The organism is Enterocloster sp. 210928-DFI.2.20, from assembly GCF_020554465.1.
GTDB lineage: Bacteria > Bacillota > Clostridia > Lachnospirales > Lachnospiraceae > Enterocloster > Enterocloster bolteae.
The window spans coordinates 26,580-53,408 of record NZ_JAJCHK010000040.1 but is presented as its reverse complement, the minus strand read 5'-3'; the positions used below and the strand labels follow the sequence as shown (position 1 = coordinate 53,408).

General features: G+C 37.8%; 24 protein-coding genes and 5 pseudogenes. 6 read left to right on the top strand and 23 right to left on the bottom strand.

Annotated features, from left to right (window positions below; genetic code table 11):
- Positions 1 to 69: 69 nt before the first annotated feature.
- Both LI015_RS24495 and LI015_RS29105 read left to right on the top strand, forming a co-directional pair.
- A pseudogene (locus LI015_RS24495) lies at positions 70 to 615 on the top strand (IS110 family transposase); the annotation flags it as partial.
- 17 nt (positions 616 to 632) lie between these two features.
- The gene (locus tag LI015_RS29105; RefSeq protein ID WP_227126560.1) at positions 633 to 809 is read left to right on the top strand and encodes an IS110 family transposase; all 177 of its coding nucleotides are present in this window, start codon (positions 633 to 635) and stop codon (positions 807 to 809) included.
- A gap of 308 nt (positions 810 to 1,117) precedes the next feature.
- On the opposite strand, the gene tnpC (LI015_RS24485) is transcribed toward LI015_RS29105, so the two are convergent.
- The 7 genes and pseudogenes from tnpC (LI015_RS24485) to LI015_RS28425 all read right to left on the bottom strand — a co-directional run.
- Positions 1,118 to 2,740, bottom strand: coding sequence for an IS66 family transposase (tnpC, locus tag LI015_RS24485; protein ID WP_227126559.1), 1,623 nt, complete (start codon positions 2,738 to 2,740; stop codon positions 1,118 to 1,120).
- 288 nt (positions 2,741 to 3,028) lie between these two features.
- Positions 3,029 to 3,388 (bottom strand): IS66 family insertion sequence element accessory protein TnpB, encoded by a 360-nt coding sequence (tnpB, locus tag LI015_RS24480; protein WP_227126558.1) that lies wholly within the window; start codon positions 3,386 to 3,388, stop codon positions 3,029 to 3,031.
- A pseudogene (tnpA, locus tag LI015_RS24475) lies at positions 3,378 to 3,737 on the bottom strand (IS66 family insertion sequence element accessory protein TnpA); the annotation flags it as partial. The pseudogene tnpA and the gene tnpB, both read right to left, overlap by 11 nt.
- 262 nt (positions 3,738 to 3,999) lie before the next feature.
- Positions 4,000 to 4,977 (bottom strand): glycosyltransferase, encoded by a 978-nt coding sequence (locus LI015_RS24470; protein WP_227126556.1) that lies wholly within the window; start codon positions 4,975 to 4,977, stop codon positions 4,000 to 4,002.
- A gap of 7 nt (positions 4,978 to 4,984) precedes the next feature.
- Positions 4,985 to 5,182 (bottom strand): hypothetical protein, encoded by a 198-nt coding sequence (locus tag LI015_RS24465; RefSeq protein ID WP_227126555.1) that lies wholly within the window; start codon positions 5,180 to 5,182, stop codon positions 4,985 to 4,987.
- A gap of 309 nt (positions 5,183 to 5,491) precedes the next feature.
- A pseudogene (gene tnpC, locus LI015_RS29100) lies at positions 5,492 to 6,777 on the bottom strand (IS66 family transposase); the annotation flags it as partial.
- A gap of 19 nt (positions 6,778 to 6,796) precedes the next feature.
- Positions 6,797 to 7,336: pseudogene (locus LI015_RS28425) on the bottom strand (UPF0236 family transposase-like protein); the annotation flags it as partial.
- Positions 7,337 to 7,744: 408 nt separating this feature from the next.
- Here LI015_RS28425 and LI015_RS29095 point away from each other — a divergent pair.
- The 4 genes and pseudogenes from LI015_RS29095 (at position 7,745) to LI015_RS24440 (ending at position 10,072) form a co-directional block, all read left to right on the top strand.
- Positions 7,745 to 8,404 (top strand): transposase, encoded by a 660-nt coding sequence (locus LI015_RS29095; protein WP_227126554.1) that lies wholly within the window; start codon positions 7,745 to 7,747, stop codon positions 8,402 to 8,404.
- A gap of 33 nt (positions 8,405 to 8,437) precedes the next feature.
- Positions 8,438 to 8,728: a hypothetical protein gene (locus tag LI015_RS29090; protein ID WP_227126553.1), complete on the top strand. Its 291-nt coding sequence runs from the start codon at positions 8,438 to 8,440 to the stop codon at positions 8,726 to 8,728.
- Positions 8,729 to 8,740: 12 nt separating this feature from the next.
- Positions 8,741 to 8,983, top strand: coding sequence for a Mu transposase domain-containing protein (locus LI015_RS29085; RefSeq protein ID WP_431834258.1), 243 nt, complete (start codon positions 8,741 to 8,743; stop codon positions 8,981 to 8,983).
- A gap of 314 nt (positions 8,984 to 9,297) precedes the next feature.
- Positions 9,298 to 10,072 (top strand): annotated as a pseudogene (locus LI015_RS24440) (ATP-binding protein).
- Positions 10,073 to 10,481: 409 nt separating this feature from the next.
- Here the strand turns inward: LI015_RS24440 and LI015_RS24435 are convergent.
- The 16 genes from LI015_RS24435 to LI015_RS24360 form a co-directional block, all read right to left on the bottom strand.
- Positions 10,482 to 11,585, bottom strand: a complete 1,104-nt coding sequence (locus LI015_RS24435; protein ID WP_227126552.1) for an O-fucosyltransferase family protein — start codon at positions 11,583 to 11,585, stop codon at positions 10,482 to 10,484.
- On the bottom strand, positions 11,585 to 12,895 hold the full coding sequence (locus tag LI015_RS24430) for a hypothetical protein (RefSeq protein WP_227126551.1): 1,311 nt from the start codon (positions 12,893 to 12,895) through the stop codon (positions 11,585 to 11,587). The genes LI015_RS24435 and LI015_RS24430 overlap by 1 nt, the downstream gene beginning before the upstream one ends.
- Positions 12,892 to 13,302 (bottom strand): hypothetical protein, encoded by a 411-nt coding sequence (locus tag LI015_RS24425; protein ID WP_227126550.1) that lies wholly within the window; start codon positions 13,300 to 13,302, stop codon positions 12,892 to 12,894. The genes LI015_RS24430 and LI015_RS24425 overlap by 4 nt, the downstream gene beginning before the upstream one ends.
- Positions 13,303 to 13,344: 42 nt before the next feature.
- Positions 13,345 to 13,719: a hypothetical protein gene (locus LI015_RS24420; RefSeq protein WP_227126549.1), complete on the bottom strand. Its 375-nt coding sequence runs from the start codon at positions 13,717 to 13,719 to the stop codon at positions 13,345 to 13,347.
- Positions 13,716 to 14,306, bottom strand: coding sequence for an SIS domain-containing protein (locus LI015_RS24415; RefSeq protein ID WP_227126548.1), 591 nt, complete (start codon positions 14,304 to 14,306; stop codon positions 13,716 to 13,718). Before LI015_RS24415 ends, LI015_RS24420 begins: the two co-directional genes overlap by 4 nt.
- A gap of 26 nt (positions 14,307 to 14,332) precedes the next feature.
- Positions 14,333 to 15,838 carry a sugar phosphate nucleotidyltransferase gene (locus LI015_RS24410; protein ID WP_227126547.1) on the bottom strand — a complete coding sequence of 502 codons (1,506 nt, stop codon included), beginning with the start codon at positions 15,836 to 15,838 and terminating at the stop codon, positions 14,333 to 14,335.
- Positions 15,838 to 16,536 carry a hypothetical protein gene (locus LI015_RS24405; RefSeq protein ID WP_227126546.1) on the bottom strand — a complete coding sequence of 233 codons (699 nt, stop codon included), beginning with the start codon at positions 16,534 to 16,536 and terminating at the stop codon, positions 15,838 to 15,840. The genes LI015_RS24410 and LI015_RS24405 overlap by 1 nt, the downstream gene beginning before the upstream one ends.
- Positions 16,537 to 16,843: 307 nt before the next feature.
- The gene (gene gmd / locus LI015_RS24400) at positions 16,844 to 17,869 is read right to left on the bottom strand and encodes a GDP-mannose 4,6-dehydratase (RefSeq protein WP_227126545.1); all 1,026 of its coding nucleotides are present in this window, start codon (positions 17,867 to 17,869) and stop codon (positions 16,844 to 16,846) included.
- Between the two features lies 1 nt (position 17,870).
- The gene (locus LI015_RS24395) at positions 17,871 to 19,277 is read right to left on the bottom strand and encodes a sugar phosphate nucleotidyltransferase (protein WP_227126544.1); all 1,407 of its coding nucleotides are present in this window, start codon (positions 19,275 to 19,277) and stop codon (positions 17,871 to 17,873) included.
- Positions 19,249 to 20,187 carry a GDP-L-fucose synthase family protein gene (locus LI015_RS24390; RefSeq protein ID WP_227126543.1) on the bottom strand — a complete coding sequence of 313 codons (939 nt, stop codon included), beginning with the start codon at positions 20,185 to 20,187 and terminating at the stop codon, positions 19,249 to 19,251. The genes LI015_RS24395 and LI015_RS24390 overlap by 29 nt, the downstream gene beginning before the upstream one ends.
- Before the next feature lie 18 nt (positions 20,188 to 20,205).
- Positions 20,206 to 20,946, bottom strand: coding sequence for an ABC transporter ATP-binding protein (locus LI015_RS24385; protein ID WP_227126542.1), 741 nt, complete (start codon positions 20,944 to 20,946; stop codon positions 20,206 to 20,208).
- Positions 20,947 to 20,959: 13 nt separating this feature from the next.
- Positions 20,960 to 21,748 (bottom strand): ABC transporter permease, encoded by a 789-nt coding sequence (locus tag LI015_RS24380; RefSeq protein ID WP_227126541.1) that lies wholly within the window; start codon positions 21,746 to 21,748, stop codon positions 20,960 to 20,962.
- A gap of 99 nt (positions 21,749 to 21,847) precedes the next feature.
- A complete protein-coding gene (locus tag LI015_RS24375) occupies positions 21,848 to 22,969 on the bottom strand; it encodes an EpsG family protein (protein WP_227126540.1) in 1,122 nt (373 codons plus the stop codon).
- A complete protein-coding gene (locus LI015_RS24370) occupies positions 22,966 to 24,093 on the bottom strand; it encodes a glycosyltransferase family 4 protein (protein WP_227126539.1) in 1,128 nt (375 codons plus the stop codon). Before LI015_RS24370 ends, LI015_RS24375 begins: the two co-directional genes overlap by 4 nt.
- A gap of 62 nt (positions 24,094 to 24,155) precedes the next feature.
- Positions 24,156 to 25,307: a hypothetical protein gene (locus tag LI015_RS24365; protein ID WP_227126538.1), complete on the bottom strand. Its 1,152-nt coding sequence runs from the start codon at positions 25,305 to 25,307 to the stop codon at positions 24,156 to 24,158.
- Entirely contained in the window at positions 25,291 to 26,697 is a 1,407-nt protein-coding gene (locus LI015_RS24360) for an exopolysaccharide biosynthesis polyprenyl glycosylphosphotransferase (RefSeq protein ID WP_227126537.1), read from the bottom strand. The genes LI015_RS24365 and LI015_RS24360 overlap by 17 nt, the downstream gene beginning before the upstream one ends.
- Positions 26,698 to 26,829 lie beyond the last annotated feature (132 nt).

The window sequence follows — 26,829 nt, the reverse complement described above, 5'->3', positions numbered from 1 at the left end:
GTGGTTTTATGATATCTGCCAGATGGAAGCGTATCGTCAGCAGCAGAGGGAATTTAAAGTACGGGTTCCTACTGGAAACCACTTTATAACATATTTGAAGAGGAGCATATCCCGATTATGGTTGTTAATGCACAGCATATCAAAGGTGTTCCTGGACGCAAGACAGATGTAAAGGATGCAGAATGGATTGCTGATTTGGTACGTCATGGATTAGTAAAAGCAAGTTATATACCAAATCGGGAACAGAGAGAATTGCGGGAAATAACCCGTTACCGTCAGGAAATGATAGAAGAACGTGCCCGTGAATTAAACCGAATCCAAGCTGTGCTGGAAGGCTGTAACATTAAATTAGGCAGTGTTATTACTGATATTAGCGGAAAAAGCGGGATGGCCATTTTAAAGGCAATTATATCTGGAGAAACAGATCCCGTTGTTTTAAGTGATTTGGCAAAAGGGCGGGCCAGAGATAAGCTTGAAGAAATACGCAGGGCTCTGCATGGCCGGGTTTTAGAACATCAACAACTAATGTTAAAACATCAACTTTTGCATATAGAAAGTCTTACCTCTTTAATCATGGATTTAGATGAAGATATTAAAAAAAAACAGATTCCATAAATTGGGCGATTGAGGATTTGGATGCAATTCCGGGAATTGGGAGACAAAGTGCAGAACGAATTCTTGCAGAGACAGGAGTAGAAATGGAACATTTTCAAAATGAATCCCGTTTTAGTTCATGGGCAGGTCTTGTACCGGAATGCAAAGAAAGTGCCGGCAAAAAAAATGAGCAGCCGAATCCGAAAAGGGAATAAATATTTGAAAGCAACTTTAGTGGTATGTGCCCGTGCAGCCATACGAAATAAACAGAGCTACTTATATTCGCGATACCAACGAATAGCAGCAAGAAGAGGAGGGAAGCGAGCGTTAATAGCGATTGCCCATACAATGTTAACAGCCATTTATCATATGCTAAAAGAAAAAGTTCCTTATTGCGATTTAGGGGCAGATTACTATACGAATATTCAACATGATAAATTAATAAAAAGGAATCTACGTTCATTAGTATACGGTAAACCATGAGTACTGGCTTTTTTTCGACCGCCGTTTCCGGCGGCCAGGTCTACACATTGGTTGATTTAGACTTGCTCCGGCAGATCTCAAGTAACTGATCTGACCAGGGAAGTAGTTCTTCTATAAAGCTGTAATCCGTGTCATCCTGATGGTCTTTCAAAACTGTCAGGACATGGGCCAGATAACGGAACGGATTCAGGTTATTCGCCTTTGCTGTTTCCGTTATGCTATAGATGATCGCGCTGGATTTCGCGCCATCGATACTGTCGATCAGCTTCCACGCATGTTTATGCAGACAGAAGCTGCGGAGCGCTCCTTCTGTTACGTTGTTGTCAAGAGGGACTTCACCATCATTCAGGAACTCTCTCAGGGTCTCTTCCTGATTGATACAGTAATTGATTCCTTCCAGTGTTTTCCCTTTGGAAAGACGACCAGAGGATTGAACCTCTTTTGTCCACGCAAAGAAAGCCTCCACCAGAGGTTGGACTGTGATCTGCCGCTGTTTCTTCCGATCATCCGGTTTCAGATCAGATAATTGATTGTCCAAATGATAGATGGCTCCAATCCGCTTTAGTGCCTCATACGCAACAGTATCTTTTGCGGTTTTTTGTGCCGCTTTCGGAAGGGCTTTTAAAGCATCCGAGAAATACCGTCTTGTATGTGTCCAGCATCCGGCAAAAATAATATCCGGATTTTCCCGATCCAGCTTCCTGTAAGCGGAATAGCCGTCGCAGACAACCACGCCTGCGAAGCCCTTCAAAAATTCTCTTGGGTGGTCTGCTTTTCGGGTACGCTGATATTCGTACAGGATGATCGGCGTGTCTGTGTAGAGCTTACCGGTGCGGTAGACCCACATATAGCTCTTGCTGTTTGCGGGGCGTCCGTCTTTCGATACCATGACCGGGGTCTCGTCCGCCTGCAGCACATGGAAATGATATAACTCTTCATGGAAATAATCATAAAGAATACCCAGATACCGGTCCGCACATTGGATCATCCAGTTCGCCATCACCTGCTTGGAAATGTGGATGTCATTCCGCAGGAATTCCTGGCTGATCCGGTACAAAGGAAGCCCGTTTACATACTTGGCATTCATGATACTTGCCGCCAAAGAGGAAGTCAGGATGCTGTTTCGGAGCAGATCTTTAGGACGGTCTGCCTTAACGATCGTCTGATTGTCCCTGCCGGCATAGACAGCTACATGATGCTCTTCAACTGTATACACAGCGGGTTGAACACGGACTCTTTTGTAGACTTCATCTGGAAGCCGCTTCCATCTGTCCTCCCCAAAGAGTTCCTGTAGTTTTTCGTCCGAAAGAGTATGAGGAATCACTTCAACTGGAAGATCCTTTAAATCTTCCTCACGTTTCCCTTTCTTTTTTCGACGGCTGACCTGGATCACATCTTCTTCGGCAGGCTCAACGACATAAAGTGTTTCTGTCAGAGCTTCTGCTTCGTTAAAGATGAGTTCCAGTTCTAACTGGCCTGCGATGACATCCAGCCTTTCAGTAGAACGCCCATAGCGTTTATTGTTTGTGTCAGCGATCTGCTCGATCAGTCGCTCCATGTTTGCATTCAGCTGGCTCAATTGATCCTGCATGGACAGGATCACTGCCATGAGTGTTTCCCTGCTGAAGCTATTCAGTTCTTCTGGTGAGTAGAGCTTTGACATGTTTGGTGCTCCTTTGTTTTGCTGGAACTATTGTACCGCAAAACAAAAGAAAAAGCGAACCACACAAAAATATCTTTCGTCATTCTCACTATTAGATAAACACTCTGAAAAGCCGAAAAACTATTAGTTTTTTCTGTTTTTCAGAGTACTTATCCACACGGCAGCTTGCTGCTGGTAAGTACTCCATGATTGAATGAATGCAATAAGGCCCAGTTGTGGATAACTTCCAATCTTCCCTAGGCGGTGAAGGTGAAAAGATTTTTGATTTTCTCCGTTTTGCACAATGCCTTACAGGAGATCCTTGGGATGTACTTCCTGAATCGGATGTCTTGAGACAATCTCCAGCCCCTGCATCAATGCCTGATATTGTTCCGGTGTGATCTCCAGTGCCTCTTCTTTTGTACGGGGCCAGCTGAAACCGCCAAGCTCCAGCCTTTTGTAAAGGAGAAGAAATCCGTCACCTTCCCATACAAGCCCCTTGATACGGTCACTGCGTCTGCCGCAGAAGAGAAAAAGAATATCCTTTTCATATGGATCCAGCTGAAAGTTGAACTTAACAATGGATGCCAGTCCATCGATTCCGCGACGTAAATCTGTGTATCCTGCAGCAATATAAATCTTTCGAAATCCGGTTGCATTATTCAGCATCCAGGATGCCTCCAATCCGTGAAAGGAGCGCGTCTGAAACGGAATTCGATATTTCCAGGACGATATCTCCTTTTCGGATTACGAGATCCGGATGGAAAACCGGAGCTGTGTTCTGAGGAGATGATGGAAGCTTGATCTCGGTAAAAGAGACCGTCCTCTGAGTTGCCGGCACTAGCGCCAGATCAGGTCCGACAATTCCCAGCAATGATGCATTCTGGGAATTCTCGAAAGCTTCCTTTCGCAGGATCCTCTGCCAATAGAAGAACTGCTTTTCTGAAACCCCATTAGCTCTGCACCAGGCAGTTTTAGGCATCCCGCTGTTTATGCATTCATTCATGATTTTGGTCCAGTGCTCTGCACGGACCTAATGTGTAATCTTATCCATAGGGACAACTCCTTTATAAAACTTGTAGTTTTCTGGAGTTATTATCTCATGGATAGATAAAACTAGCACGGTACTAGTGATTTACCGTATACGTTCATTAGAAAAGTTAGGGGTAGATGTAATCATTCAGCCGAAATAAATCCTCTCAAATTTTATCACGGGTAAAGGAATAAGCCCGCCAAAAGGCGAGCTTATTTAGAATGTTTGTTTATAGGTTATCTCTGATTTACGTTTTCAGGACACCCCCTTTTTTACTAATCCACTCTCTATATCGTACTGGATCCAGCGTCTTTCCTCGATGATTTTTCAAACCATCCATAACAGCCATCTTTAAAATCTTCAGCCGTACTTTATGATATCCTTTATACTTTGGTTTAATCGCCGCAGCAATCATAAGTTTTAATATCTTTAACGTAATAATTGTATATGCCATCGTCCTGATTATTACATTGTTTTTAAATTCACGAATTAGAAAATACTTGTTACGTATAGAATAATACTCCTTCCACCATACATCCGGAGACATATAATTATTACTTAGAGGCGGATCTTGATGTTCTATTATCGCGCTCTTAACCACATACATTCCAAACTTTCTGGAAACACGATATGTATATTCAGTATCATCTCCATAAATAAACAAACTGCCGTCAGCAATACCTACCGTCTCCACTGCCTTCCGTGAAAACAACGGGCCTACAAATGCATTGGCATCTACCTGAACAACATCCCCTAGCTCTTCATACTTATGTACAATTTGCCTTTCAGACAGCATCCATCCCTCTAATCTTTTATGATGGTAAAACTGATACTCTCTCAAATCAATCCCGTAGATAAGAGGGCACATTCCTCCCACATTTGGAAGCTGTTGCTGAAAATCAAGTAACTGTGCCAAACAGTCGGGACGCGGATATGCATCATCATCCATAATCCAATACCAATCTGCATCATAACGTTCCCTGGCGGCTTTCATTCCAGCCTCAAACCCGCCTGCTCCACCAGTATTTTCTGAAAGCCAAAGAACATCGATGCAATTATACTTGTCTGCAAATTGTTTGAGGATTTCTTTCTCTCTAATTCTACTATTATTATCTATGACCAGTATTTTATAAACAGGTTCTGATTGCTCTAGTAATGACACTAAACATCTAAATAATGTACCTGTCCGATTATAGGTTACCGTTATTGCAACTATTTTTTCCATATACACCTCAAAATAAACCTATCATATCCAATGTTTCCTGTGCAATTATCCCATGCACCTCCATTGAAGGATGCCCAGCGCTAACACCATTTTCTATATAGAAAATACTGTTTTTATACTGATAATAATAAATAAAAGCACCTTTTGTTTCCTGAGCAAAATCATTAACAATATCTCTTATTACACAAGAAATCCCATTTCCCATTACTCCATAAAATACATAAATATATACTGTAGAATTATTTAAACACACTTTTTCTTACAGTTTCTTAGTATTATCCTTAAAATATTGGTATTAAATTCTGACTCTGTTCAATATGAGGATTTATGTTCGTCATTATATAATATGGGAAACCATTATTGTTTAACCCCCCCCCCCCCCCCCCCCCACCACTCAAAAAACTGTTAACAAACGAATAAAATAAACATATTCTCTAAGAATCCCTTTCGTAAACGCTCAATAGTCAGCACCTTGACAATTATGGGGCCGCAGTTATACGTAGCCCGTTGAATCCTACTTTTTGGGTTTTCGTATGTGCTCCGGTAGTTTCTCTGACCATTGAAGCAGATCTTCCAGAAAATTTCTGTCATTGTCAACTGCGTGCGTTGGAAGCTCGGTCAGAAGATACTCAAAATAATCACATGGCTTAAGATTGTTTGCCTTCGCTGTCTCGGCAATACTGTATATAATCGCAGAGCTGGCTGCTCCGTTCAAGGTGTCGATCACCTGCTAGTTTTTTCTTCCCTACACAGAATCCACGGATAGCTCTTTCGCTGGCATTATTGTCAATTGGAACGTCTCCTTCTGTCAGGAACACGTTCAGATACCGCTCTTAATTTAAGGCATAGGTAAAGCCTTCCCGGAGTTTTCCGTTTGCCGGCATATCATGGTCATGCAGTTTGAGATACGCAAACTAGACATCAACCCGTGGTTTGATAATTACCTATCGCTGCTTAAGCCGTTCTTCCGAAGAAAGTTCTTTTAGCTTTCCTTCTTCACGATAGATTGCCTGGATCTGTTTCATGAACAGGTAGGATATGGACTTCTTACGTCCTGATTCCAGAATTGTTTTCATGACTTCGTCAAACCGACAGCTCGCATGACCCCCGCAGCTTGCTATGGTAAGCTCCTCGATTTCCTTTTCCAGGGTGTGGTATACCTGGCAGCCGTCTGTTACACAGATACCGGTATACCCCTTTTTTAAGGCTCTTGGATGGGATACATTTCTCGTTTTCTGGTATTCATACAGCACACTCTGCCTGTCTGGATTCATAAAGCCGGAACGGTACACCCACATATAGCTCCTGCTTCCGGCCGGGCGCCCATCACGGTTTACAAGAACAGGAGTCTCATCTGCCTGAATAACATGGTAACCATAGAGGAGATTTTGAAGATAATCATGGAGAACTCCCAGATACTCTTCACCAAGGCGTATCATCCAGTTTGCCATGGTCTGACGGGTAATGGCCAGGACCATACCGCTCGAATTCTTTTTTCAGACGATAGAGCGGAACTGCATTCACATATTTACTGTTCACGACCGCAGCTGCCAGTGACGCAGAAACAAGACTTCCATGATGCAATGCGTTTGGATGAGCCGCTTTTTTCATATGACCATCCCTTTTGCTGGTATACACACTGATATGGTGCTCCTCCACTTCTGCCTTAGCCGTTACAAACTGATAGCGTTTTATCACTACATCCGGAAGCTGCTTCCATCCGTTTTCGCCGAATTCCATGACCTGTTCCTGCTCCGTCATGTAGTAAGAAATCACATGAGTAGTAAGTCCTAACAGTTCCCTTTATCTTACCTTCCGTATTCGTCACTCCAAGGAGCCTTCCATAGATTTCTTTTAACTCACTGCGGTTCTTCCCGTAGATCGCTCTGTATATTTCATCCTTAACCTCCTGCGCACTGTCAAATAGATGGACCACCGACTGGTGGATACACTTCTCCATATGGAACCTATCTAACACGTAATGGGCTTTCTCCAGCACTTCACACCCCACCTTGAGCCACAGTGCTCCGTCCCCTGCTATGTATACACGTTCCAGATAATTCGCATCATAGGATACATAGATATAATCCCTTACTTCTTCCAATGGACGTTCATTCTCCTTTCCTGGATACAGTCTACAGAAATAATATTTTCCTGTCAGGCGGTACCGTTTGTTTTTCGCTTTCTCACCGCTTTCTTCTTTTATATCCTCATATACACACACCAGCTTGCGCATCAGCGTATTTATTTTCCTTCCACTCCGGTCATGCTCTAAGTCCCCTTTCTTTTCATAAAACTGGGCTGCCACATGATCCTCATCCGCGTCTATATGCAGGCACCGGATACTTCCAAAGAGCATCAGCAACTCCTTCTCCTGGCCGCTGCGATCCACCACATAGGCTTCCTGGCGTCTTGCACTGTTCCGGATGGTCTGATCCATCATCTCCAGGGTCTCAACCAGAATACTGCGTACCAGATTCAGGCTCTTACCATGCAGCTCCCTTCCATATATGTATCAAGATCTATCGTTCTTTCCACAAATTCCCTCATGTTTTTTTAATTTCATAGGTTTCTTTTTCGGTAAAGTTCTATATGATTATTCCGGGGCTCTTTGAGCCACTTGTCCGGACTTTGAGAACCACCGTTCCGGAGAATGGGAGCCACAGATTCCGGTAATTCCGAGCTACTTTTGGCTCTATTACATATAGTTTCCTTTATACTGTAGACACCCACTTTTGTGTGGATATAGATAAAGGAGGTCACCACTATGACCCAATATCGTGAAATCCTTCGCTTAAAATGCCTGGGATTCAGTGAGCAGAACATCGCACACGGTTGCGGAGTGTCCCGAAATACTGTCGTTAAAGTCAACAAAAAGGCGTCGGAAATAAATCTTCCCTGGTCATTGGATTTTGACATGACCGACAGTGCCCTTGAGGAACTTTTGTTTCCTAAAGATAAGTCAGCCACCAAGCGACGGATGCCTGACTTTGATTACATCCGTAAAGAACTGTTACGGAACGGAGTCAACAAAAAACTCCTCTGGGTGAAATACTGTGAGGAATGCCGCATGAACAGAGAAAAACCACTCATGTATTCCCAGTTCTGCTATTGCATCCAAAAGGATGAGGAAAAGCGCAGAGCAACCATGCATATCCAACAGAAACCCGGTGAACAGATCGAAGTTGACTGGGCGGAAGAGCCTGCCCACATCATGGATCCGGATACCGACGAGATAACAGATGCATGGGGTTTTGTAGGAGTTTTGACCTACAGCCAGTATGCATTTGTAAAGGCATACATGGATGAAAAGACAACTAACTGGCTCAAGGCACACATCCATATGTTTGAGTTTTTCGGCGGTGTTACACCAATGATGGTCTCCGATAACTACACAACTGCAGTAAATCATGCAAAGAGCGACTGATATACCACTGCTTTGAATACCACATATCATGAGATGGCAGAGCATTATAATCTAGCCATCGTTCCGGCAAGAGTCCGGAAGCCCAAGGATAAACCGAATGTTGAAGGATCTGTTGGAAAAATATCCATATGGATCTCAGCAGCCCTTCGAAACGAGCAGTTTTTCTCTTTGTCAGAGTTAAATGCAGCTATCAGAGAAAAGCTGAATGCCAATAACGCTCGTAAATTCCAGAAAAAGGAATACATCAGGCTGAGTTTATTTCTTGGGGAAGAAATACCATTACTGGCTCCGCTGCCTGCCACACCCTTTGAACTTGCCGAGTAGAAACAAGCCACTGTGCAGTTCAACTATCACATCGCAGTAGAGAAGATATTCTATTCCGTGCCTTATCAGTATATCATAAATAAGGTTGATGTGCGTATAACAGATACAACGATTGAAATTTTTTATAATCACAAACGAATCGCCTGCCGCCGCAGGCTCTATGGCCGAAGCGGTCAGTATTCCACTGTTACGGAACATATGCCGCAAGATCACCAGAAATATCTGGAATGGAACGGCGACCGTTTCCGCAGATGAGCAGATTCGATTGGAATTAACACAAGTAAGGTTGTCGATGGAATCCTTACCTCCGGCAGGGTTGAATAGCGGTCCTACAGAAGCTGTATAGGACTGTTGAGGCTGGTAGAAAAGCATTCACCAGCAAAATTATAACAGGCATGCACAAAGGCACTCACCTATTCAGGTAAACCCAGCTACAAAAGTATCAATAATCTGCTCGCTGCCATGAAGGATGAATCTGATTCCTCATCAGATGATACCGTTCCTTCTAAGGCGGAAACAAAACCACATGGCATTACAAGAGGTACCAGATACTATGGAGGTAAAAAATCATGACAAATCAAAGTACACTAGATAAACTTAGTGAAATGCGTCTTACTTCCATTGCAGACGCATTCCGTATCCAGATGGATGACAGCAGCATGAAGGAAGTTCCGTTTGAGGACCATTTTGGTATGCTGGTCTATGTTGAATACAGCAACCGCAAGAATAACCGGCTGAAAAGGCTGATTCGCTCAGCAGAACTGGAACAGCCCGATGCAAGTATAGCAGCGATTGATTACCAGTCCGGCCGCAAACTGAATAAAACACTGATCAGCAGACTGGCAACCTGTAAGTACATCACCGAATACCGCAACATCTTTATTACCGGAGCAACCGGGAGCGGTAAAACCTACATGGCCTGTGCCTTTGGTATGGAAGCCTGTAAGCATTATTATTCGGTAAAGTATGTACGCCTTCCTGATTTATTACTGGACTTACAGGCAGCCAGAGATAATGGCGCATTTGCTACCACTCTAAAAATACACCAAGCCAGTACTGCTGATTATCGGCGAATGGCTATTGCTGAAACTCACAGAAGCGGAAACCAGAAACCTGTTTGAACTAATCCATAAGAGACGGAAAAAATCCTCTACGATTTTTTGCTCTCAGTTCCATGAAAGTGAGTGGTATCAGCAGATCTGTGGTGGTGAATGCACCCTTGCAGATGCCATCATGAATCGTATCTCCTACGATTCATACAAAATCGATATTGAAAGCATTGAGCCGACCAAAGATCTCTCGATGAGGGAAGTATATGATCTGGAACCGGCACAATCTAAGTAATAAAAACAGGTGGCTCCGTTAGTCCGGACTGGCGGCTCCGCCGCACCGTAATATTCACTGTATACTGTTAATCATTGAAAGTCCCTTTCTTGGTTGTGTTTTTGCAGATCTATTCTAACACAATGAGGGGCTTTCTTTTTCTTACTTTTTTGGTTTGCAGAATCTTCTATTTCCCGAAATTAATTTTACGCTAATCCGTTACCAGTTAACGCCTTTAAGGGAACGTATATGGAAAGATGCCCTCATACATTATTTTCGGAAACATTTTTCCACCTTATGGCACAAAGGCCCGAATTGCGTATAATGCGAATAACTCAAGAACGGCAGAAAGAGTCAGAAATCTACAGGAATTCAGCTTCTTAATGATACAAACTTTTTACTCTCAAGTTTATTAAATAAAAGGATATTTTTAACTCTCATCACATTTTGAAAGATTTGTGTAATAATATTTCATCCAATCTAAGCTGTTACGATTTATTCCCTTTTTTAATATTTTACAGTAGTCAAACTTCTCCTCTTTACTAGCCTTATGAATCCTTACGTTAACACTCACTTGAGACTGACCTCCAATAAAACCTGAACAAGATGCTAAAGTATATGCATCTCTAAGTACTTCATATCCCAAAAGAAAATGATGTTTCTCACGTTTATTTTCAAGAAAGGCTACCGAAACATCACCATCAGTTCTCTCTACATCACTATAAAACACAACATTTTTATATCTTTCTGCAAATTTATTCAACGCCCTCCTATCATCGGTTGCAATAAATATTTGAGAAAATTGATATTTATCAATTGCTTCATCTATATATTCATAATAGTCTTCAACCTCCAAAGATACAGGATGTCCGTTTGTATTGAGCTTATAATCGGAGCCTCTAAAATGTATTCCCAAACTCTTTTTACCACTAAGTAAATCTCTTATTTGTTCATTCATTCCATTACTTATGTAATCATTTAGTAGAATATATTTACGATATATTCTACCCATTAACTCGATAAACTCGTCTTTCATATCAAACCACTGTGACTCATTTTCTAAAAATGCAATATTCTCATTATATTCACTTATATCAATAACACTGTAACTATTCAATGCGTCTTCAATCTTTATTTCAGAAACAGGTTTAAAATAATACTCAAAAACATTTTGAGTTCCATTAATCATTTCCTTTTCTTGATAAGTTGAGCCTTCCCAAGCAAAAATCACAGGCTCAAATCCATTATTCGATGCATAATATAATCCGCACAATGTTTTTAATAATAGTGCAAAAAAACCTGCAGTTGGTACCCATTTCCTATCTAAACGTATTATGGCTATTGTTTTTCCTTTATTTAACGAACCAAATGACATATGAAATAAATGATTTGGATTATACACAATTTCAGTACACTCTAATAACGATTTTAAATAATAAGGTCTAAATCCAAATCTTGCATATCCTTTTAAGATTGTTCTCCAACAATAAAAAGACATTTTAGATAACTTTCCTATTTTTTTTAAAATATACATTAATTATTTACCTCAATTCTTAATGCTTTTATAATATCATTTACATTCCCTCTAGTACCATCAATATCACATACTAGCTCATAATAGTTATTTGCAAATGGTATGGAATTCAAAGTAAAGAATTTATATATATCTATCCCTTTAATATCAGGATATAAAACTACTTTTCTTGCGTTTCCAGAACATATAAAATCACAAAGTCCACTACGTATTCCTACAAAATATCCTGCAAAATCAACAAAATTTTGTACTTCTTCAAAAGGAACGCATATGGCTTTAGTTCCATAAATTGGTTTTTCTGACTGACCATTACAATTTGTATAAACTGACAATCCTAACCTTTTTATTTCATCTGCAAGCATCTCCCAAAAAGAAAGATTTATTTGTACAATTGATTTACAATAGGGTGATAAAATGACACAATGATTAGCCTCTATTCCTTCTACATTTTTATATTTCCTAATTTTCATTTCTAGCTGATTATATTGCAATCGTTCTCCTAATACACAATATTCATAAACTCTCAAAAAGGGGATTTCTTTTTTAAAAAAGATATTTTCATTTCTAGTTATCTTACCATAATTATAGTGTAAAATTTCCAAGTCTTCAATTTTTTGACCATAAAACTCCTTGTACTTACACATTGCATCAACTTTATCTTGTGTGGATTTTATAATATAATTAAACCCCATTATTTTCGCTATTTTATAACTCGCTGCTCCCGGAACCACCATTACATAATCCTTGCTAAAAATTTCTGCTCCATTCTGCAAAAAAACACCTAGTAAATATATGTCACCTATACTATTATATGGGAACACGTAAACTTTTGTTTTTTGTTTAATTTTTTTTAATTCCTTTTTACCTCTAATTAACAATCTATAATCTATAAGCAACTGTCTATATAACCAATTCTTTATTATTCCTAATCCATTAGATATTAAATTCTGTTTCTTGGTTTCAAATAGCCCATATCTTTTTTCATTGCTAAAGTAACCTAAGTAATCTAATTTTGAATTTACCCACTGATTACTCACATCTGCCACAAATATAACTGCATTTTCATTAAACGGAACTAATTCATTTAAAATTGAACTAATGAGATATCCCTTAAATGTTCGACCTTTCAAATTCTCTTTTTCTTCTAATACAGCTGTCAGTTCAATTCCTTCCTCCTGCAATAAGTCTATAGTATATTCAGCATATTCATTGGTTCCGTATAAATAAATTTTTCTCTTCTCCAAGCTTTTACTTTTTATTAAATGAAGAACAGTATCTCTAATTTTTTTTATATCAACCCCACTAATCATAATTGTAACACCCCATTGATTATATACTCTTCCATTGATAAAATTTGACTATTCATCATATCTAATATGCCCTTATCCTTCAATAAAAAACTGCAATAAATAAATCTTTTATCCCGATTTGTTAGCAAAAAATATTTCTCGAGATAGCAATAACTTCGTTGTGATATACAAATTGCTCTGTCGCCAAGGCTAGCTAAGAGATTAACATATGGATTATCTGCCGTATATAATATAATCCAATAATCATATTGATTCTTTGTTACAAATTCTGGCATATGCTTTAGCAATTGCTGCAAATACTCTATAGACACAAATTCACCCATAACATAGGCAACTGTTTTTCCATGCTTTTTTAAAATATGATGCCATAATATTCTTCCTTTTATAGCCTTAATAAAGTCTCCCATTTTACGGTAATCCCTTTCCTTCTCTTCCCTAAATATATAACACTATAAAGCGCTATCTATATTACATAATATATCGCATGGATTTTGGTTTCTGTCAACATTTATAGCATATGCCATATCTAATCCAGATGGTTTTCTATCATTTATTACAATTCTTTCTCCCATAGGAATATTATAAATAATTTGGTTATATCGTATTCCGTTTGCTTTTAAGAATGATTCTGTTTGCTCCCGATGCTTTTCTGTCCTAGCAGTAAGAATTAATATATAATCTTGTTCTGGAATAGACCTATAAAAATCCCAAACCCCCTTTAAAAGTCTATCCTTACCATAGATTTTATAGCCATTATGCTCTACAAGTGTCCCATCTAAATCTAAAATCCATGTATGCGGCAATGCGGATAACGTTAGATTCATAACGTTTCACCTCTCAATTTAGCACCAATCCCTCCCCCCGGATGATTTACTTTAAAATCATCTAATGTAACTCCTCTTTGCTTACATATCTGCATTGCCAATCCCTGCAATAAAATCAAATACACTGTAGTTGAATTATTCGGAACAATGTCCCACTCATCCCCCTCATTTTCAAGTTTCAAAATAATATGTTCTTTCAGAACAGATATTAGCTTAGACTCTTCACTGAAACTCAAAAGCCATGTTTCTGTCCCTCTCTCTTGCAAGTAGTGGGCAAGCATAATTGATTCCTCAGTATTTCCACTTTTTGATAATAACAGTACAATATCACCTTTACTAACCATTCCCAAATCTCCATGTACGGCTGTATTAGTATGCAAAAATCTAGCATCCATTCCCAGAGAATTCATTGTTCCAACAAATTTTTCACAAATAGGAACATTCTTTCCCAAACCACTCGCCACAATCTTTCCACCATTGTTGATGCACCTCGTACAATGATTTACTAAACGTTTAAATTGATTCTCATCCAAAGAATTTAGTGACGCTTTAACAGTGTCCATAATTTCATTAAAATATGTAATCATCTTTCTTCATTTTCTCCTTTGATAAATTATAAAACCTCTTCAAGCAAATACGTCCCGTTATAAAATGCTCCACAAATAGAATCATAATCTTCCCACGCATAGGTTGTTAAAGACAGCCAGATAATCGCATGCAGAAATTTAATCTTTGTTGGATTACAATTTTTGATTCGGCTCAAGAAATAGTCCCCTACCTCTTTCCAACCATTAGTCTTTATATCTAAAAATATCTCTCTTTCCTTTATTTGGAGTGCAAAATTTTTATTATTAAATTGATCATAATCCCCATAAATGGAGTAATATACTTTAGCCCAATCGTAATATTCATCACCACATAGTTCTTGAAAACCAAAGTATCCTCTAGGATCTAAAAATATTATATTTAAGTTCGAATCAACCATAGTATTAGAAAATGTACAATCCCCATGAATTAAAGCAAACTCGCTTGTATCACAGAGCAAATCCTTAACCTTTTCCCTAAAATCCTTTTTATAAAAGAATGGATTTCTGCAATTCCTTCCATTAATACGAATATAACGTTGATCAGCAAAAGGTATAAGATCACGCACACTTTCCAGCCTTTTCACTGTCTTATGATAGTAAGCCTCCATTATACTAAATAAATCTGCTGGAGTACTCTTTAAATCATGCAAACGTTCAAGCGATGACACAAGATTATCAATAACCATTTTCTTCTGTTCTAATGTTAAATTTGTCTTAAATATATTCTCACCATTTATTTTTTCCATTTTTAATGGTTCAAATTCGAATATCTGTGGAATTTGTTCAAATTTGTACTTCTGTACTTCACGATACCAGTTCACTTCACGTATAGCCAGCTTATGGCCCTGTTCATCAACCGGCCTTTTAATTATGATATTCCCTGTAACCTCCATACTGTTAAAAGGGCGGCATCGATACTCATCGTTTTCTGTTTCCTGCAGAGCTATTAAAGTCCCCACTTCCCTGGTACCATAAAGGCCAATCTCATTAAAAGTTTTATTTCTTTCCCTCATCCAGCGAACCAATTCACCCTCTTGTGGCACGCCTTCTAATTCTTCCTTACTTTTAAAAACAAACATACCAGCTACACCATATTCATAAGACGGCTGTTCAACAAACTCCTTTTCCTTATATGACCATCTACATTCGAATTCCTTTGATATTCCTATGTAATTATCTTTCTCCAATATATCTATATCTATATCTGGACCCAGAATTAAATCCGACCATATTAGCATAAACCGACATCCCTCTGGAATATATTCCAAAGCGTCATTTATACCAGCACATGTCCCAATCCCCTGTGCTTTAACAGTCATATACTTTACTTTACAAAAAGACTCCAAATATGCTTCAAGAACCTCATGCTTATAGTCACCTATAATAATAAATTTTTTCTGTGGATATTTATTAAATAGATGAAAAATTATAGGAAGATTATTAACTGGCACAATCCCCTTTGGCTTATTCTGAGTTAATTTCTTCAGTCTCGTTCCTTTTCCTCCAGCTTGAATAATTATATATTCAACCATTATACCTTTCTCCTTTGCTCCACATGATTTATTATATAAGTAAAATCATTCTCTTCATTTTTAAAACGATATTCTAGAACATCAGCACATATATCCTCTAATGCTGTCAAACCAAAAAAATTCATATAAGGATTATCGGTGGGATACAATACAATAATATGGCACTTTGCATAACATAATAAATCCATTAAACCGCTTCGAATTCCTATCACCCATCCACAATATTCTGCAACCACTGCTATATCACTTATATCGCAACATAATGGTAAACTATATTCAGCTATTCGTTGATTTGGATTTGTTATATTAGTCAACACCTCATATCCATTATTTGAAAAAAAACGTGAAAGCATATCAAAAAAAGAAAAAGGAATTTGTTTTGTTACAGAAGCATATGGTGCTAAAATGATAGTGCATCCTTTCTTCACCTTAATGTCCCTTAACACCTCTGAACTGTCAGCGTCTTTACAAATCGGAACATTGAATACCGCATTTTCTCCTAATTCTAATTCTCCATATTTAATACAATCTTTCAAAGATAGCATAGGAAAACGCGCCGGATATAAAAAGAACTCATCGACAAATGCATTTTCTGGATTAATGATAGTGATATTTTTAATCCTTTTTATCACATGGCTACCCAAATTAGTCTTTCCTGAATCTAAAATCAGCCCCATACTCTTTTCGCGTTTAATCATTACATCATCCAGAATCTGTTTATAGCATTCCGCAAGTGGCGCCATTCCTTTTGTTGTAACGAATGTCATATGCTCAATGTTATTTTTTCGTTTGTATGTCTGAAGATACCCCAAAGTTAATAATGTATCACCAATATGATTGCATACAACCACATAATGCGTATATTTATTTCTAAAATTATATATAATATATAAAATTGATATAGGGACCCTTATTAATGAAATATATATATTACGTATTAAAACTACTATTGTATTCTTTAATAGGTTCAGCATACACACTCCATGTTATTTCCAGCAAGTCAAATTATACTAATGAAATTTCTTTTCGAACCAATTCTAAATCATTACAAACCATACGGGTAACAAGCTCTAAAAAAGAAATTTCCCTAATCCACCCCAAAGTAGTATCTGCCTTTTCTGGGTTTCCAATTAAAATTTCAACTTCTGCTGGTCTAAAAAACTGCGGATTCACTCGAACCACTGTTTTTCCATTTTCTTCATTTATACCAACTTCACTAATGCCTTCCCCTTCCCAGCGTATCTGTATGCCCGCTACTTTAAAAGCAGTTTCCACAAACTCTCTGACAGTCCTAGTTTCATTTGTTGCTATAACAAAATCGTCAGGTGTATCCTGCTGTAACATCAACCACATAGCCTTCACATAATCTTTAGAATGCCCCCAGTCTCTTTTAGCATCCATATTTCCAAGTTCTAAATAGTCTTTTACACCTAATTTAATTCTTGCCACAGCGTCTGTAATTTTTCTAGTGACGAATTCCTTTCCTCTTCTTTCACTTTCATGATTGAATAAAATTCCACTACATGCAAACATACCATAACTCTCTCGATAATTCTTTGTTATCCAGTGCCCATACACTTTTGCAACTCCATATGGACTTCTGGGATAAAACGGCGTTTTTTCAGTCTGAGGAATCTCCTGAACCAAACCAAACATTTCACTTGTAGATGCCTGATAAAAACGAGCTTGCGGATTAACAGTCCGAATAGCCTCAAGCATATTGGTAACCCCAATGGCATCTATATCCGCAGTTGCAATTGGCTGTTCCCAACTAGTTGCAACAAAGGACTGCGCAGCTAGATTATACACTTCATCTGCTTTAGAAATTCGCATTGCATTAATTAAAGATACAATGTCTGTCATGTCTGCATAAATAAATTGTATTTTGTCTTTAATAAAGTCCACATTCCCATAGTCCACTACACTTTTTCTTCTCATCAGTCCGTAAACTTTGTACCCCTTTTCCAATAGTAACTCTGATAAGTATGAACCATCCTGTCCAGTAATGCCTGTAATCAATGCTCTTTTCATATTACATATCTCCATTTTCTAATCTCATAATTTCGTTCCAATTAAATGTGATTCGATTTATATCTTCATCACCAATTTTTCTACCTACATGTGTCTCCATATATTCCAAATCATCATAAGCCCTAATTGCATGTTTTTTCCCTCTCGGTATCGTGATTGAAACGCCTTGATACAAGGATATGGTTACACCTTCAATAATAATTTCTCCTCTGCCTCTTATTACAGCAATAAGTTCCTGTCTTTCTTTATGGTAATGATAGCTAGAAGACATATCCGCAAAAATCTTAATCTTACGTAACATCATAAAACCATCTTCATTAATTGAAAAGTCCAACGTTTTTAAGGTTCCCCATCTTCTCTCTTCATATTTGGGTTGAAGTTTCAGAGGATTAATAATATCCTTTAAATTTTCACAATGCTCCTTATCTGCAACCAGAATTCCATCAAATGATGCTACTACCATTACATTTTTGGTTCCTAATACAACTGTTGGTATATCCAATTCATTTATAACGTTAGTATTTTCATTATCTTCCAAAATACAATTCCCCAAACCATCTGTTTCCATTTGTTCTGACAGAGAATTCCATGTTCCCAAATCCTTCCAGCATCCATTAAACGGAACTACAAACACTTTTTCTGCTTTTTCTACTACCTGATAATCAAAACTTATATTTGGCAATAGAGAATAATTACTATACAAGTTCCGATATGTCACATCCTGTAGAAAATCTGATGCAATAGAAAGAATTTTCTTTATAGAAACACAAAAAACCCCGCAATTCCATAACGCATTATTGCGTACTAATGACTCAGCCTCGTAAATTGTGGGTTTTTCTTTAAACTTTTCCACTTCATAGTAATATCCCTTACCACACAATTTAGGTATTATATAACCATATTTTGTAGATACCTCATTTGGAATAACTCCCATCAAAACCACATCTGCATTCTCTGAAACTGATATTTTCTCAAGATGTTTTAAGGTTTCAAAATATGTATTATCCGTATATGGATCAACAGGAATAAAGCAAACCCTTTCATCATCCTCAGCACCTAAAACATCCTTGATATATGCACATGACAAAACCACTGCCGGAAACGTATCTCTTCTCTCTGGCTCTACGGCTATATTTACATTTCCTAATTGACTTCTAATAATTTCTACTTGCCCTGTACTAGCTGTTATTATTGATTTTTCTCCCAAATGTGCCGCATCAATTTGCTTCCAAACTCGCTGAACCATTGAGCATATACTGTTACCTTTTTCTTCTCTAATACATTTTACATACTGTTTTGACCTAAGTTCATTGGATAATGGCCAAAGCCTTTTCCCAGAACCTCCAGATAAAAGAACTACATGCATTGTTTTTCCTCGATTATAAATTATTATTAATATACCAGTCAACCGTTCTCTTTATTCCATCATCAAAGCTTGTTGTAGCTTCAAATCCAAATTGCTCTTTTGCCCGTGTTACATCCAAGCATCTTCTTGGCTGGCCATCCGGTTTTGTTCTATCCCACACAATTTTACCAGAATACCCTATGCATTCCGCAATCTTCTCCGCCAAATTCTTTATAGGCATTTCTTGGCCTGTTCCAATATTTACAGGTTCACTTGAATTATATCTTTCAGTTGCCATTACAATTGCCTTCGCACAATCATCGGCATATATAAATTCTCGCGTAGCCATTCCCGTTCCCCAACAAATAACTTCTTCACTTTTATTTACTTTTGCATCAACAAATTTTTTTACTAATGCTGGTATAACATGAGCATGTTCGCCAATAAAATTATCGCCAGGTCCGTATATATTTACTGGCATCAAGAAAATTGAATTAAAGCCGTATTGCTTTCTATAAGCTTTAGACTGCACCAACAACATCTTTTTTGCCAACCCATAGTAACCTGTGGTTTCATCCGGATATCCAGACCATAATTCCTCTTCTTTAAACGGTACAGGAGTTATTTTCGGATAACAACATATCGTACCTATAGCGACAAATTTTTCAACGTTACTAAGCCTTGATTGTTCCATCAATTGTGTTCCCATAATTAAGTTTTCATAAAAAAAACTACCCGGATTATCCCTATTAGCACCAATACCTCCAACGGCTGCTGCACAATGAATGACAACATTAGGTTGTTCATCCTTCAAAAGACTTATAATATTCTCTTCTTTTCTTAAATCGCACACTTTACTAGAGGGTGATATAATCTCACTAACCCCAACATTCCTGAGTTCTTTTATTATGTGGCTCCCTAAAAAACCATTTCCTCCAGTAACCAATATTCGTTTTCGTGTCAAATCAAGCATTTCTATACTCTCCTTCCTCTAAAAGCTTTCCATGTATCTTTGACTTACTTCCATTACATCACCATTCATTCTCACATTTCCTTTATCGAGCCACAATGCTTTATTACATAGACTTCTAACTGACTCGATTGAATGCGATACATATAGCAAGGTTGTTCCGTTTTCTAACATCCCATGCATGCGTGCTTCACATTTCTGCTGAAATGCATAATCGCCTACCGATAATACCTCATCTACAATCAATATGTCCGGCTGCACCACAGTTGCAATGGAAAACCCCAATCTGGCCGCCATTCCAGAAGAATAATTTTTTATAGGCATATCCAAAAAGTCTCTTAACTCTGCAAAGTCTACAACCTCATCAAACTTTTCTTTCATGAATCGTTCGCTATGCCCCAATACAGCCCCATTCAGAAATATATTTTCCCGGGCAGTAAGCTCACTGTCAAATCCAGCGCCTAACTCAATCAGAGGTGCAATGGTACCTCTAATCGCCACATTTCCCTTATAAGGTTTAAGTATCCCGCATATAAGCTTTAGGAGTGTTGACTTCCCAGAACCATTCGTCCCGATAATGCCCCACGCCTCCCCCTTTTTTACCTTTAAATCAACCTGTTTCAAAGCCAAAAACTCCTGAAACATAAGCTGTCCATTCATAAGCTTGATAAAGTATTCCTTTAAATTATCCAATCGCTCCGTTGACATATTAAATCTAACAGTTGCATCCGTAACTTCTATTATATACTCATTATTTTCCATGTTATATCCCCAATTATATATATAATATAAACTTATTTTGTGTTTTTAAGAACGACCAAGTGCCCAACAGCATCCAAAATCCCCCCACTGCAAAACCTATTAAAACCATTCGTCCCCCCGGCATCTGCCCATCCAATACAATCATACGGAACTGCTGAATGTATCCATACATAGGATTAAACATTATTACACAAGTTCTCAGCCAATCCGGAAGCATAGTTATAGGATAGAAAATAGGAGTAAGATACATCCACGCCATCGTAAAAGCGCTGTAAAGGTGTCGAATATCCCGAAAAAAAACAGTGCTCTGTGCTAAAAAAAGCCCCAATCCCAGGCTAAACAGGTATACCTGAAGTATAATCACTGGTATAAACAGCATAAAAATATTCCAGTTTACTCCGCAGACAATAAACACAACAAGCATAGCTCCCAATGAAAATATCATGTTTACCAATGAACTTGTAACTCGAGCCATGGTAAATATATATTTTGGAACGTATGTCTTCTTAAGTAATGCTGCATTCTCAGTAATCGAACCCAGAGCCATATTTGTAGCCTCTACCATAAAGTTAAATAGGGTCTGTCCCACAATTAAATATACAGGAAAATTCTGAATATCGCCCCTAAAAATATTTGAAAAAACGGCAACCATAATAGCCATAGTCAAAAGTGGATTTAAAACACTCCACAAATACCCCAAAAAACTTCTCCTATATTTCAGCTTTATATCTTTTTGCACCAACTGCTTTAACAAATGTCTGTAACAATAAAAACCGTTAAGGCGAGCCATCATCTTGCCCATTCTTTTTCCTCCAGCCAATTAAATCTAAATCAGTATAACATCTTACTATATCTTTTGCAACCAAGCAGCTATGCTTAATACCATGTAAAACTGTACTTTTTATCCTATCATTCCAAATATTGTAGAAAATGGCACATACGCATCATAACTGCCCACATAAACCATCAGCCTAGACAAAGCGTAGATTCCATATATCCCAAATATAACCTTAGATTTCCAGTTACCACTATTATTTCTAAACAGATATCCAAATTGGTACAGACTCACCATACAGTACGGAGTTGCAAATCTGGCATAGACATTACTGGTAAACAAAGCTCCTATTGTTATTGCAAAACCAAATGAATACAAATTAAGGCATCCCAAAAAATCATCATCCCCCCTGTATCTATTATAGAGGATAAACATAACCCCCACAATAAGAACCGAATTCGCCATTCTTTTTAGTATCATAAATAATATGCTATAGTTCGCTCCATATGCACTATTTCCTTCATTAAGATATTCCCAAATACGATACCCCAATTCTCCTCCCACCATCTGGCTTATCATTAAAAACATTGGCTTAATCATAAACGCTGCAAATACTGTAAATGTTGCAAGCATCACCAGAATCCATCTTCTGCTTAACGAAACATGATAAATCGGATAGGCCAATATCCACGCCAGTGCTGCTTTGTGGAACATTATAGCTACAAAAAGACAAATCAAAAATCCTACCCAGCTTTTCTTTCTTATATATATAATACTGAAGAGACAGATTACTGACGCAATGGTCTGACGCACTACAAATACTCCCCATAGCCCCATAGCCCATATTCCAAACATAAACAAAAAAATACACCCTTGTTCTTTATCACTTTCCATCTTCCAGATAAACAATGCAAATAACCCATTTACCAAAAGTCCCTGAACAAAAAGAAAAACAGTAAAGTTTCCTCCACTCACACGATTTGTCAGAATCAAAAGAAGGTTAAATAATGGTTCTGTATCAAATTTTTCAAATCCGCCATGAAAGACCATCCCCCATTGCATATTATCATACATTCTTTTATAATTAAAAAAATCTCCTGGACCTCCCCAACGTATAGCTGATATGCATGTAATAAGAAGCACAATAATAACAAGAAATTTTCTTTGCGCCTTCCTACCAGGCTTTCCAAATACCTCCCATCCAGATAATACTAGCAGAAGAAGAAAAACAAATACATAAATCATCATACGCCTATCTTCTCACTTTCATACAATCGTTTTAAAACCTGCTTACTTCTCTCCCATCCAAAATTCGTTTTAGCATACTCCTGTCCATTCCTACACAAATCGAAGTAATCCTTATCTCCCATATTAATAATATCCGCTATTGTCCGAACAAACTCTGACTCCGTTTTTGCCAACAAAAGTACACTGCCTTCCTCATCAATTCCTTCCGCTCCTATGTCTGTTGTCACCACCGGTGTCCCAAGAGCTATGCTACGTAAAACCTTTAGCTTAATTCCCGCGCCTAATGTTAACGGAAATACAGCAATACCGGACTTCAACACATACGCATCCACATCTTCAACAAATCCGGTAATATGAACTGTATCACTTTCTAATCGCCTTAGCTCAGGTGGCGGATTATTTCCAACAATCAAAATTTTTACAGGATAACCTGAATTTTTTAGTTGTTCCCCTAAACCAATCAATCGTATTGCTGCTGCTACATTTTCTTCCCTTCCCATCTGTCCCAAAAAGCACAGCGTGTTTCGTTCTTTTTTCTGACATTCCGGCACTCCAATCATACCATCTTCAATTCCAAAATATGGGTTAAGCACATAGATCCCAGATAATCCATATTGTCTCTCCAATAGCACTTTATCTTTGTGACTAAAGGTCATAACTGCATCAGCACGGCGACAATATATCTTTTCATAATAATATAATCTACGCATTTGGTAAGAAAGATATCTTTTTTTCAATCCCTGCTCTTGCTTTACCCTACGCTCGTAAGATTGCGTTGTCACATCATGTTCTGTCATATAGTAACGTAATCTTGGAAATAATCGACATATCCACTGATACTGCGCCATTGATGCATATTCGCCATGAATAGCATCTATACGATAACGCACCACACACCAAACAAGCAGTACTGCAAATCGCAATGAAGACCTCGCTGCAAAATATGCCGGAAACCATGGTTCAAACAAGACATGTAATGCTTTGCTCCATTTATACAATTTCACAAAATGATATCGTGCATCTTCTTTTAATTTATTTGCAAGTAACTGATCAAAATCCGATGCAATAAATGTTAAAACATACACCTCATTCCATATTCTTAGCGTTTCTATTTGACGTCCCATGCAGACACCACCTGCGTGATTCGTTTCTAGAGAAGGAAGATATGGTGATATATGCAGTATATTCATTTTTCAATTCCTCTCTCTATCTTCAGTTGACCCCAGGCTTTTTCCATTTGAGTATAAAAAGCAGACATGGAAAATTTCTCTTCGTATACATGTCTTATATGAGCACGCATCTTGACAGTATCTTCAGCCAATCGAATCATATTATTTATCTGTTCCTCATTCATTGATGGATAGCAGTTAAATCCAACTTTCTCCTCTTCCACTAAACGCCAAGTATCACCTGATATGTTATTAAGAATAGGAAGTCCATATGCAAAATATTCAACTGACTTCATAGTCAATCCCACACACACCTCTGATTTCATAATATTTAATCCATAGTGACATTGTTGAATGATACTGCCTTTAGCATCCTCATCATAAACTATTCCCTCATCAACCACCTCAATTCCCGCTTGCATCAATGTATTAATAAATTGCGTTTTATTTTCGCCTTTTCCAATGATATGGCATACTACCTTCTTTTTCCTATTTATGCGCCCCATAATACTTACAATTGTTTCTATATCGATAATATGATTAACCGTACCCAAATAACAGATATGAATAAGGTCTAAACCTGGTACCTCCATCCAATTTGGCTTTTTTATATCCTTAGGCCAATATACAGTTTGAGGAGTATATCCTAATTTTTTCTTAAGCATACCGGAAAATACAGCACATTCTGTCACAACCAAGTCTGCCTTTTTTATATTATTGTCTCTCATTTTTCTCCAAACAGAAAAAGGCCAGAATGTCTTTCCCACTCGGAAAGGCAGAGACTCCGGCCACATATCTATAATATCATAAATCAGAATTCCTTCACACTTTTTTTTAACCTCAGAGGTAAACTTCGCTAAAGAATTAGCTGGGAGTAATACATAAAGCACCTCTGGTTCTTCGTCGATGGCTATTTGAGATACTCGTTTTGCATATTCATACAAAGAATACACCCGTTTTAAAGAAAGATTCTTTTGATATGCCAGCATAGGAATATATCTGTGATTCTTCTTTTTGTAATATCTTTTTTTCTTCAAATGGTGATCAAATTCCGGTTCTAACACCAGGATATTATACCCCTTCGAAAAAAGAAACTCCTCGATAGCGTTTACCCTGCTTTCATAGGTGGACGAACTCGTAATTATAACTGCCTTATTTTTTCGTACCATTCTTTGCTTCCTCTATATCCAGTGTTGCACACTGCTCCTCTGTAAAGCCTTCTGTACTGTCCTTCATAAAAAGAATCTTGACTGTAAGGAATATAATTTCCATATCCATCAACCATGAATAATTCTGAATATACATCAAATCAAGCTTTAACTTATCATATGGAGTTGTATTATATTTACCATGTACCTGAGCGTATCCAGTCAGACCACTTTTCACCTTCAAACGGTATTTAAACTCTGGTATATCCCGAACATAAGCATCTGTGAGTTTAACACTTTCCGCTCTTGGACCTATCAGACTCATTTCTCCCTTTAAGATATTAAAAAACTGAGGCATTTCATCAATCCGTAACTGACGTATGACCCTCCCCACCGGTGTAACCCTTGGGTCATCCTCCATAGTTGGAACATACTTAATAGAATCCGAATTAATCTTCATACTGCGGAATTTGTAAATCATAAACTTCTGTTCGCCTTTAGTATATCGCTCCTGCAAAAAAAGTACTGGCCCTCTGTCATAAAGTTTTATAGCTAAAGCCGTTACAAGCATAATAGGAGAAAACACAAAAAGCAACGCTAATGTAAGTATAACGTCTACAGCTCGCTTAAAAAATCGTTGTTCAAAAGTGAACCCATTATTACGAGATAATAATAATGGACTGTCAATAAGATGGGAATCCTCTGCACTTCTGATAATAATATCCGACAATTTAGGAGTAACATAAACGCGTATTGATTGAGAATAACAAAATTTCAGTATTGTATTTCGTATTTCTGATGGAAGGTCACATAAAATAACTGCTTCCGATTGCTTGGCACACTTTGCAACTGCATCGAATCCCTCCCTATAATCTATCTTCTTAGTAATAATAAAACGATCATTCCTTGTGTTGGCCTTACCCACAAACACATCAACAGTACGTTCCCCATATACTAATAGTGCTTTTCTCGCAGGATAAAGAAATCTGTACAACCGTGTAAATATAATCCCCCAAGGAACAATTACCAGCAACTGTAATATAGTCATATAAACCAAAGGGGCTATAGACGTGAAATGCTTTATCAATAAAGTAATCTGAAGATAAATCAATGCATTGGCGGATATCGTTGTCAAAAACTGAGAGTACACAATATTAAACGTCTTTAAATAGCCTATCTTAAGTCCACCATACATTTTGCTAAAAATAAGAAGAATCAAACAATAAACAGCCACTATCATCCAATTTCCTGTTCTATTATAAGGTATCTCCATTTCAATATTATAATGCTTTAGCCATACTGTCCAATATATCGCCATCTCACATACTACAAGTGTAATTATAGAAGTAAAGCGCACAATACGTTTATACTGCTCAAAATTCTTCATCAGATAAACACCTTCTAAATCCATCCTTCTTCATTCATGCATAAGTCAATTTTCAACTGCCTTCTTCTTCGAAAGCCTCAGTACATTATATCATTCCCTTTATATTTTAGCAACTTACGCACTTATAAAAAAGCTGGAAATTCTTTAAATTCTTTA

What these genes read in the sequence shown, in the direction of transcription:
- tnpC (WP_227126559.1), bottom strand. Translation starts at nt 2,740, where the DNA reads ATGTCAAAGCTCTACTCACCAGAAGAACTGAATAGCTTCAGCAGGGAA.
- tnpB (WP_227126558.1), bottom strand. Translation starts at nt 3,388, where the DNA reads ATGCTGAATAATGCAACCGGATTTCGAAAGATTTATATTGCTGCAGGA.
- LI015_RS24470 (WP_227126556.1), bottom strand. Translation starts at nt 4,977, where the DNA reads ATGGAAAAAATAGTTGCAATAACGGTAACCTATAATCGGACAGGTACA.
- LI015_RS24465 (WP_227126555.1), bottom strand. Translation starts at nt 5,182, where the DNA reads ATGGGAAATGGGATTTCTTGTGTAATAAGAGATATTGTTAATGATTTT.
- LI015_RS29095 (WP_227126554.1), top strand. Translation starts at nt 7,745, where the DNA reads ATGACCCAATATCGTGAAATCCTTCGCTTAAAATGCCTGGGATTCAGT.
- LI015_RS29090 (WP_227126553.1), top strand. Translation starts at nt 8,438, where the DNA reads ATGGCAGAGCATTATAATCTAGCCATCGTTCCGGCAAGAGTCCGGAAG.
- LI015_RS24435 (WP_227126552.1), bottom strand. Translation starts at nt 11,585, where the DNA reads ATGTATATTTTAAAAAAAATAGGAAAGTTATCTAAAATGTCTTTTTAT.
- LI015_RS24430 (WP_227126551.1), bottom strand. Translation starts at nt 12,895, where the DNA reads ATGATTAGTGGGGTTGATATAAAAAAAATTAGAGATACTGTTCTTCAT.
- LI015_RS24425 (WP_227126550.1), bottom strand. Translation starts at nt 13,302, where the DNA reads ATGGGAGACTTTATTAAGGCTATAAAAGGAAGAATATTATGGCATCAT.
- LI015_RS24420 (WP_227126549.1), bottom strand. Translation starts at nt 13,719, where the DNA reads ATGAATCTAACGTTATCCGCATTGCCGCATACATGGATTTTAGATTTA.
- LI015_RS24415 (WP_227126548.1), bottom strand. Translation starts at nt 14,306, where the DNA reads ATGATTACATATTTTAATGAAATTATGGACACTGTTAAAGCGTCACTA.
- LI015_RS24410 (WP_227126547.1), bottom strand. Translation starts at nt 15,838, where the DNA reads ATGGTTGAATATATAATTATTCAAGCTGGAGGAAAAGGAACGAGACTG.
- LI015_RS24405 (WP_227126546.1), bottom strand. Translation starts at nt 16,536, where the DNA reads ATGATTAAACGCGAAAAGAGTATGGGGCTGATTTTAGATTCAGGAAAG.
- gmd (WP_227126545.1), bottom strand. Translation starts at nt 17,869, where the DNA reads ATGAAAAGAGCATTGATTACAGGCATTACTGGACAGGATGGTTCATAC.
- LI015_RS24390 (WP_227126543.1), bottom strand. Translation starts at nt 20,187, where the DNA reads ATGCTTGATTTGACACGAAAACGAATATTGGTTACTGGAGGAAATGGT.
- LI015_RS24385 (WP_227126542.1), bottom strand. Translation starts at nt 20,946, where the DNA reads ATGGAAAATAATGAGTATATAATAGAAGTTACGGATGCAACTGTTAGA.
- LI015_RS24380 (WP_227126541.1), bottom strand. Translation starts at nt 21,748, where the DNA reads ATGGGCAAGATGATGGCTCGCCTTAACGGTTTTTATTGTTACAGACAT.
- LI015_RS24375 (WP_227126540.1), bottom strand. Translation starts at nt 22,969, where the DNA reads ATGATGATTTATGTATTTGTTTTTCTTCTTCTGCTAGTATTATCTGGA.
- LI015_RS24370 (WP_227126539.1), bottom strand. Translation starts at nt 24,093, where the DNA reads ATGGGACGTCAAATAGAAACGCTAAGAATATGGAATGAGGTGTATGTT.
- LI015_RS24365 (WP_227126538.1), bottom strand. Translation starts at nt 25,307, where the DNA reads ATGGTACGAAAAAATAAGGCAGTTATAATTACGAGTTCGTCCACCTAT.
- LI015_RS24360 (WP_227126537.1), bottom strand. Translation starts at nt 26,697, where the DNA reads ATGGATTTAGAAGGTGTTTATCTGATGAAGAATTTTGAGCAGTATAAA.